The sequence below is a fragment of the Desulfovibrio sp. MES5 genome, from assembly GCF_002237645.1.
Classification (GTDB): domain Bacteria; phylum Desulfobacterota; class Desulfovibrionia; order Desulfovibrionales; family Desulfovibrionaceae; genus Desulfovibrio.
On sequence record NZ_MJUZ01000044.1, the window covers coordinates 1 to 7,472 of the forward strand.

The following is a 7,472-nucleotide window of genomic DNA, read 5'->3' on the forward strand; positions in this document are numbered from 1 at the left end:
CCTTTTGCAAAAGGGTCCCTCCCCCACGCCCCCACCCCCTAAAACCTTTATTGCGTTTTAGAGTAGTATACGAATGAAATGAGCTAACTGCTCCGCAAGAATTTTCAGGAAAATACTTGCCGCGAAGTGCGAGCAGGCAGGCTTTTGTGCCGGATGCGAGCATTGCAAGGGTTAAACGCTCTGGCGGGCGCAACGAGTGCGCTTATCTGAAGCGAGGGTAACAGAGACAGCGCTTTTCCAGCCATCACGCATCTCAGCGTTTATCTGCTCCAGAGCAGCGCTCTGACGTTAAAAAAACGGCTGACGCCTGCCGTGCGCCAGCAAAAAATCCCCGTGGATTCCCACGGGGATTTTGTCGTGTATCAGTCTGTTATGCGCCCTTTATCGCCCTTTATGCGTCTACCGTGCGCATGCCGCACCTGGTGCGGCCTGTTACGCGACGGGGCATGCCCGCCGGTTCAGACGGCGCAATGGTCAGGCAAAGGAGTAGCCAGCTTCCAAAGCCTTCATGTTGGCCGGAATAAGCTTGGCGTAGTGGGCGCTTGTCACCCTTTTGATGGTTTCCTGCACTTCTGCGAGCGGCAACGCTCCGGTAGCCTTGAGCCACGCGCCAAGGGCCACCATGTTGGACATCTTCACATTGCCCAGTTCGTGGGCCATGTCATTGACCGGGATATAGACCGTGCGCAGGGAGGCGTCCAGAAGCTCCTTGCCCACCAGGGAGGCGTTGACCACCTGCACCCCGTCCCTGTGCAGACGCGGCTGGAACTTGGTCAGCGAGGGTTCGTTGAGGATGATGGTGGACAGGGGTTCACGCACCAGCGGCGAACCGATGGCGTGTTCGTCCATAACCACCGTGCAGTTGGCCGTGCCGCCGCGCATTTCTGCGCCGTATACGGGGATGAAGCTCACTTCGAGTCCGTGTTCCATGCCCGCCTGGGCCAGCAGGTTGCCTATCAGCATGACCCCCTGGCCGCCAAACCCGGCGATAATGACGTCCTGATAGCTACTCACGGCCTGCCTCCCCGGCTGTATGCGCCGTCGTGCCTTCTGCGGCGGGCACGGTTACATCCTTGTACACGCCCAGAGGAAACACGGGGATCATAGCCTCGGCAATGCGCTTGTTGGCGGCTATGGGGTCCATATGCCAGTTGGTGGGGCAACCGGAAAGCAGCTCGATAAAGCCAAAGCCGAGCCCCTGCAACTGCACGTCAAAAGCCTTGCGCACGGCCTTTTTGGCGGCGCGCACGTTTTTGACGGAATCCAGCGAACAACGCGCGGCATAGGCCACGCCGTCCAGCTGGGCCATGATTTCGGCCATACGGATGGGGCCGCCCTCATTGCCAAGGTTGCGGCCCTGACGCGTGGTGGTGGTTTTTTGCCCCAACAGGGTGGTGGGGGCCATCTGCCCGCCCGTCATGCCGTACACCGTATTGTTGATGAATATGGTGGTGATCTTTTCGCCACGGTTGGCCGCGTGCAGGGATTCGGCCATGCCGATGGCGGCCATGTCGCCGTCGCCCTGGTAGGTGAATACCACGGATTCCGGCCTGGCGCGGCGCACGCCCGTTGCCACGGCGCAGGCGCGCCCGTGCGGGGCTTCAAGACCGTCCACGTTGAAGTAGTCATAGGTAAAGGTGGCGCAGCCCACCGCAGCCACAAGTATGGTGCGGTCCGCCACGCCCAGTTCGTGCAGCACCTCGCTCACCAGCCTGTGGGCTATGCCGTGGTGGCAGCCGGGGCAATAGTGGGTCTGGCGCTCGTTGAGCACGGGATTTACGTCAAAAACCAGAGTTTCGCCCTCTTGCGGCAGCCATTGGGCGTCCATTTGCTGAGCTGACATGGCTATTTCTCCTTGAGGGCCTGTAGCATGGGTTCACGCAGGGCGTCAGCCCCGATGAAGAGGCCGGGCATGATGCCGTGCCAGAGCACGGAAGACGCGCTTACGCCGGGCTGAGCAAAAAGAGCCAGCCGGACGTCTTCCACCATCTGTCCCGTGTTCTGTTCCATAACCAGGAAGCGGCGTCCGGGCGCGAGAGCGCGCAGGGCCTCCTCCGGGAAAGGAAAGAGCGTAATGGGGCGGAACAGGCCAATCTTGTGCCCCTCGGCCCGCAACTGGCGTATGGCGCTGCGGGCTATGCGGGCAATGGAGCCAAAGGCCACCACCACAAGCTCTGCGTCGTCAACATCCACGCATTCCCACGCGCACTCGGCCTTCATGGCTTCGTACTTTTTCATAAGCATGCGGTTGCGCTCGGCCAGCGCGCCTTCAGCAAGATACACGGACTTGAGCAGGCGCGGCGAGGCGCCCGGGCCCCGTTTGCCGTAGCCTTCAAGCCTCCAGTCCTTGCTCATGGCCGCCAGCGCTTCGGGCGACACCGCGTCAGCGGGCGGCACACGCCGCACGGGTTCCTTTATCTGGCCCACAATGGCGTCGCCAAGCACCATGACCGGGTTGGCGTACTTGAAGGCCAGACCAAAGGCGCGGAACATGAAGTCATAGCATTCCTGGGCAGTGGCCGGAGCCAGCGTCAGGTTGCGATGGTCGCCGTGGCCGCCGCCCTTGACGGCCTGAAAATAGTCGCCCTGCGAGGGGCCGATGTCGCCAAGGCCCGGCCCGCCGCGCTGCATGTTGACCATGACGCCCGGAATATGGCTGCCCGCCATGTAGGAAATGCCTTCCTGCATGAGGGATACGCCGCAACTCGATGAAGACGTGAGCGCCGGAATGCCGCAGGCCGCAGCGCCCAGCAGCATATTGACCGCCGCCACTTCGCTTTCGGCCTGCACAAACTGGCCGCCGTGCTCCGGCAGCAGCGAGGAAAGCACTTCGGGAATTTCGTTCTGCGGCGTGATGGGGTAGCCGAAATAGCAGCGGCAGCCCGCGTCCACAGCGCCAAAGGCCACGGCCTCGTTGCCTTTTATGAGAATACGTTCAGAGGAGTTTTGGCCCTGACTCATGCCTCGCCCCCTTTCTTTTTTTCGCTTTTGAACACACGAATGGCCACATCAGGGCACATCAGGGCGCAGGAGGCGCAGCCGGTGCACTGGCCGTCCATCTCCATAACCTCATAGCCATGACGGTTAAAACGGCCTGATGGCCGTAAAATATGCACGGGACAGGCCTCCACACACAGGCGGCAGCCCTTGCAGCGTTCTTCCAGAAAAACGACTCGTGACATGTATGCTCCTTGAGGCGCCTTGCCCGCCGGGGGGTTGAGAGCGGACAGTCTTGCAACAGGTCCGTTCCGGGAGGCCTTGCCGTCAAAGCCTCGTCTATGCCCAGATTATGCCCACGTCGGGACCATCCCGCGGGGCAGACCTGCCGTTGCCCGCCGTCATTCCGGCGTGCCGGAAAAGCTGACGGTCAGCGGCAAAGGGCGTCAGCGGATCAGCATGGCATCCCCATATGAAAAAAATCTGTACCCTTTGGCAATGGCCTCGCCATAGGCGTCCAGCATGCGCTTGCGCCCCGTAAAGGCTGCGACCAGCATAAGCAGCGAGGATTCCGGCAGGTGGAAGTTGGTCACAAGACCTTCAACCACGCGGAACGGCCTGCCGGGATACAAAAAAATATCCGTCCAGCCCGTATAGGCCTGCACCCGGCCGCACAGTTCCGCCACGCCCTCAAGGGCGCGCAGGCTGGTTGTTCCCACAGCGATGACGGGCCTTTTCTGCGCGCGCGCCTCTGCTATGGCCAGAGCCGTAGACTCGGGAATTTCCATATATTCCCGGTGCATGCGGTGGCTGCGGATGTCGGGCGTCCGCACAGGGCTGAAGGTGCCGTACCCCACGTACAGGGTCACCTCTGCCCACTGAATCCCCTTTCCCGCCAGCTTTTCGCGCAGGGGCGGCGTAAAGTGCAGGCCCGCCGTGGGCGCGGCTACCGACCCCGTCTTGTCCTGCCGGGCATAGACGGTCTGGTAGCGGCTCAGGTCTTCTTCGCCGTCAGGACGTTTGATGTAGGGTGGCAGGGGGATATGCCCCGTGGCCGCAAAGGCCGCAGCCAGATCGTCCTTCCAGCCCAGGCGCACGCGGCGCTGCCCGAAGGGGCCGGATTCCAGCACGGTCACACGGATGCCCGCGCCAAAATCAAACGTTTCCCCTTCACGGATGCTGCCGCCCGAACGCACAAGCCCTTCGGCCTCCGCAAAAAACCCGCCGCTTTTGTCTGCTTTGGCCCGCTCTACCACCAGGGGCAGGGGCGTAAGCAGCAGAAATTCCACCTTGCCGCCCGTGGTGCGCGTGCCCAGAAGGCGCGCCTGCAATACACGGGAATTGTTGGCTATCAATAATGCCCCTTCGGGCAGACAGTCCGGCAGATCACTGAACTTTTCATGCCGCAGGTCAAGCGCGCCTTTGCGCGGCATGACCAGCAGCCGCGAGCTGCCCCTTTCTTCCGGGGGAAACTGGGCTATCTGTTCCTGAGGCAGGTCAAAATTGTAATTTTCCAGAAAGAAATCCGCTTCCTCAATGTGCATGGCTTCCGGGCCTTGGTTATATGTTCCCGCCATTTGCGCCATGGCCGCTCTTGTCAGCGCGGGGCGTTGAGGCTAGGGTGACGTGATTGCTCCCCTCGGCACGACGATGGGAGGGAAGGAGTATAGCCATGCGGCGGCCTCTTGTCATCATTGCGTTACTGTCACTTCTCGCAACTCTGCCGGGCTGCGCCTCCATCGGGCTGGAAAATCCTTTTTCCAACGACCCGCTGACTGGCGGCACAGATACCACCACAAGCCTGCTGCTTGGCGTGCCCACGCCCGCCGGCATGCAGCGCTACGGCTCGCACGGCTTTCAGGACTTTGGCCCCGGCGGCGGACGCCAGGGGCTGGAAGTGCTGCGCGGCAAGATAGACACGGGATTTGCGGCTCAGATCATGTACTCCGGCCTGCAAGGCCAGGGCTGGCAGTTGCGTCTGGCCCTGCGCAAGGGCGCGCGCGCCGTCTATGTGTATGACCGTGGATCTACCATGGCTGTGCTCACCTTTGAAAGCCAAACCTTGCTGACGGTTCTGAATATCTGGGTGGCCGACCGCCTGCCAGACGGCGCGCCCCTGCCCATGCAGGACGCCGCAGGCTCAAGCGGCGGGTCCGGTGGTTCTGACGGCTCTGGCGGCCTTGGCGGATCAGGCGATGCTGGCGGCATGAACACCGCCCCTCAGGGCGGGCAGACCAGCCGCGGCGGCACATACGGCGGCGGCAGCGGCGGCCTACAGGAGCGAAATCTATGATCGACCAAAAAAGCGGCCTGAAAACGCCCTTTGATCACAGCACACGCTTTGCGCAAAAGCGCCTGCATCTTGGCGTGTGCGGCTCTGTGGCCTGCTACCGGGCTGCGGACCTTCTCAGGGCCTGGCGCGGCATGGGCATCCATGTTTCGGCCACAATCACGCCCGGAGCGCGGCATTTTGTGACCCCCATGCTTTTCGAATCCCTGGGGGCTACGCCTGTCTATGAGGACATGTTCACTTCAGGGCAGGAAATTTTCGCCCACCTTGAGCCAGGGCAACATGCCCACGTCATGGTGGTGGCCCCGGCCTCGGCCGACGCCCTCTTTCGCCTTGCCCACGGCGCTGCCGACGACATGCTGGCCGCGCAGGCTCTGGCCTTTGACGGGCCGCTTGTCATTGCCCCGGCCATGAATCCGCGCATGTGGGCCAACCCCGCCACGCAGGCCAATGTGGCCCTGCTGCGCGAACGTGGAGCCTGCATCGTGGCCCCCGGCTGCGGCGGCACCGCCTGCGGCGATGAGGGCGAAGGCAGGCTGGCTCCCCTGCACGACATTTTTCTTGCCGCTTTGCGGGCGCTGTCCCCTCAGGACATGGCAGGCAGACGCGTTATGGTCACCCTTGGCCCCACGCGCGAAGCCTGGGACGGGGTGCGCTTCTGGTCCAACCCCTCCAGCGGCCTCATGGGCGCGGCCCTGGCCGTCTGCGCCTGGCTGCGCGGCGCGGAGGTCACTGCCATATGCGGCCCCGGCGTGCGCGCACGCATGCCGCAGGGCATAGCGCGGCGGGACGTTGTCAGCGCCAGAGACATGTTTGCCGTGGCAGCCAGCCTCTGGCCCCAGATGGATGTGGGCATGTTCACCGCAGCTGTGGCGGACTTTTCGCCCAAGTCCCTTGGCGGACGCAAGTTCAAAAAATCCGAGGCCCCGCAGGGGTTCAGCCTGGACTTTCAGCCCAACCCCGACATTTTGCAGAGCCTTGCGGAGCAGCGCGCGCCCGGGCAGAAAATTCTGGCCTTCGCCGCTGAAACCGCCCCGGACATGCACGCCCTGCTGCCCCTGGCCCACGCCAAGCTTGCCCGCAAAAAGGCCGATCTTCTGGCTGGCAACCTCGTCAATGTCGCGGACAGCGGCTTTGGCTCGCCCACCAACAGCATGGCCGTGGTGGACGCCAAGGGGCGCGAAGAAATCTGGCCCAACCAGAGCAAGGCTGACGTGGCCTGGGAGTTGTGTTCGTGGCTTTTGCGTATGTAAATCCCCTGTCAGCCCTGTGGCAGCGCCGAGGCCTGTCCAATCTGCTTATGCCCGAAGGCTTTGACGCCTTTGCGCCGCAGCCTGAAACCACGGCCCGGCCGCCCCTGCGCAGGCCTGCGGGTGGAACTGCGGGCAGCGCGGCGAACGGCCATGGCGGCAGACAGGCCGGGACACCCACGTTTTCCGGGCAGGCCGGGGCATCCGGCCAGCCAGGAGCATCAGCTCCAGCAGCAGGCCCAGCAGCAGGGCAGTCGGGGCCATTGGGGCAAGGCTCAAGACCCGCGCGCCGACCTGCCGCCCCTGCCGGGCAGAGCGGACAGGACGGGCATGGCGCACCCCGCGCGGCAGCGCAAACTGCGCCGCCCCAGCCCGAATCCGGCGTGCAGGCAAACGCTGCGTCCGGCCACCCGTGGAAGCCCCTGCCTCCCCACGTCTGGCCCGCGCCCTGGCGGCAGCAGCTGGAAAAAACACGACCCGGTCTGGTGCTGTGGACATACTGGAATCTCGGCCTTGACCTCTGCGACCCGCAGGCTGAAGGCCGCCTTGAACGCAGGGCCTTTTTGCAAAAACTGCTTCAGGATCTGGCGCACCCTGCCGGAACCCATACATTCTGGCCCGCTGGCATGCCCGCCGCGCCGGAAGACCACACGCCCGGCATGGACGAAGGCCTTGTGCCGCACGCCGATGCCTTCTGGTCAGGAACCTCGCGCCTCGGCGCACGGGGCGTGGTGGTTATGGGCTCTGCGGCGGTGAAAGCGCTGGGCCTGCCCCCCGGCCTGCGGCCCCTCCAGCAGACCCGCTACCGGGGCCATATGGTGTGGGTGCTGTGGGATGTGGACTATATGCAGCGTGAAGACCAGCGCTATGCCTCCATGCTGGCCTTTTTACGGCAGTCCCTGCGCCAGGTCGCCCGCTAGGGCAATGTACTTTGAGATGCTTTGTGGGGGAGGGACCCTTTTGTAAAAGGGTCCCTCCCCCACACCCCCTCCCCC

The 7,472-nt window shown here is 63.4% G+C and carries 8 protein-coding genes; 3 read left to right on the top strand and 5 right to left on the bottom strand.

The annotated features are described in order from the left end of the window. Positions 1 to 474 precede the first annotated feature (474 nt). From BCS36_RS11280 to queA, 5 genes are all read right to left on the bottom strand, one after another. Positions 475 to 1,014, bottom strand: coding sequence for a 2-oxoacid:acceptor oxidoreductase family protein (locus BCS36_RS11280; protein ID WP_291302994.1), 540 nt, complete (start codon positions 1,012 to 1,014; stop codon positions 475 to 477). Next, positions 1,007 to 1,843 carry a thiamine pyrophosphate-dependent enzyme gene (locus tag BCS36_RS11285; RefSeq protein WP_291302995.1) on the bottom strand — a complete coding sequence of 279 codons (837 nt, stop codon included), beginning with the start codon at positions 1,841 to 1,843 and terminating at the stop codon, positions 1,007 to 1,009. Before BCS36_RS11285 ends, BCS36_RS11280 begins: the two co-directional genes overlap by 8 nt. A 2-nt stretch (positions 1,844 to 1,845) precedes the next feature. Next, positions 1,846 to 2,961 carry a 3-methyl-2-oxobutanoate dehydrogenase subunit VorB gene (gene vorB, locus BCS36_RS11290; RefSeq protein WP_291302996.1) on the bottom strand — a complete coding sequence of 372 codons (1,116 nt, stop codon included), beginning with the start codon at positions 2,959 to 2,961 and terminating at the stop codon, positions 1,846 to 1,848. Continuing rightward, positions 2,958 to 3,182, bottom strand: a complete 225-nt coding sequence (locus BCS36_RS11295; RefSeq protein ID WP_179980284.1) for a ferredoxin family protein — start codon at positions 3,180 to 3,182, stop codon at positions 2,958 to 2,960. Before BCS36_RS11295 ends, vorB begins: the two co-directional genes overlap by 4 nt. 201 nt (positions 3,183 to 3,383) lie before the next feature. Beyond that, positions 3,384 to 4,481: a tRNA preQ1(34) S-adenosylmethionine ribosyltransferase-isomerase QueA gene (queA, locus tag BCS36_RS11300; protein ID WP_291303000.1), complete on the bottom strand. Its 1,098-nt coding sequence runs from the start codon at positions 4,479 to 4,481 to the stop codon at positions 3,384 to 3,386. A gap of 128 nt (positions 4,482 to 4,609) precedes the next feature. On the opposite strand from queA, the gene BCS36_RS11305 reads away from it, so the two are divergent. From BCS36_RS11305 to BCS36_RS11315, 3 genes are read left to right on the top strand one after another with little or no spacing between them, the layout of a single operon-like run. Further along, complete coding sequence (locus BCS36_RS11305; protein ID WP_291302997.1) at positions 4,610 to 5,230, top strand: hypothetical protein; 621 nt, start codon at positions 4,610 to 4,612, stop codon at positions 5,228 to 5,230. Continuing rightward, positions 5,227 to 6,480 carry a bifunctional phosphopantothenoylcysteine decarboxylase/phosphopantothenate--cysteine ligase CoaBC gene (coaBC, locus tag BCS36_RS11310; RefSeq protein ID WP_291302998.1) on the top strand — a complete coding sequence of 418 codons (1,254 nt, stop codon included), beginning with the start codon at positions 5,227 to 5,229 and terminating at the stop codon, positions 6,478 to 6,480. The genes BCS36_RS11305 and coaBC overlap by 4 nt, the downstream gene beginning before the upstream one ends. Then, positions 6,462 to 7,397 (top strand): hypothetical protein, encoded by a 936-nt coding sequence (locus BCS36_RS11315; protein ID WP_291302999.1) that lies wholly within the window; start codon positions 6,462 to 6,464, stop codon positions 7,395 to 7,397. The genes coaBC and BCS36_RS11315 overlap by 19 nt, the downstream gene beginning before the upstream one ends. Positions 7,398 to 7,472 lie beyond the last annotated feature (75 nt).

Excerpts from the sequence above, each read along its gene's own strand:
- coaBC (WP_291302998.1), top strand. The coding sequence starts at position 5,227 with ATGATCGACCAAAAAAGCGGCCTGAAAACGCCCTTTGATCACAGCACA.
- vorB (WP_291302996.1), bottom strand. The coding sequence starts at position 2,961 with ATGAGTCAGGGCCAAAACTCCTCTGAACGTATTCTCATAAAAGGCAAC.
- BCS36_RS11285 (WP_291302995.1), bottom strand. The coding sequence starts at position 1,843 with ATGTCAGCTCAGCAAATGGACGCCCAATGGCTGCCGCAAGAGGGCGAA.
- queA (WP_291303000.1), bottom strand. The coding sequence starts at position 4,481 with ATGCACATTGAGGAAGCGGATTTCTTTCTGGAAAATTACAATTTTGAC.
- BCS36_RS11295 (WP_179980284.1), bottom strand. The coding sequence starts at position 3,182 with ATGTCACGAGTCGTTTTTCTGGAAGAACGCTGCAAGGGCTGCCGCCTG.
- BCS36_RS11305 (WP_291302997.1), top strand. The coding sequence starts at position 4,610 with ATGCGGCGGCCTCTTGTCATCATTGCGTTACTGTCACTTCTCGCAACT.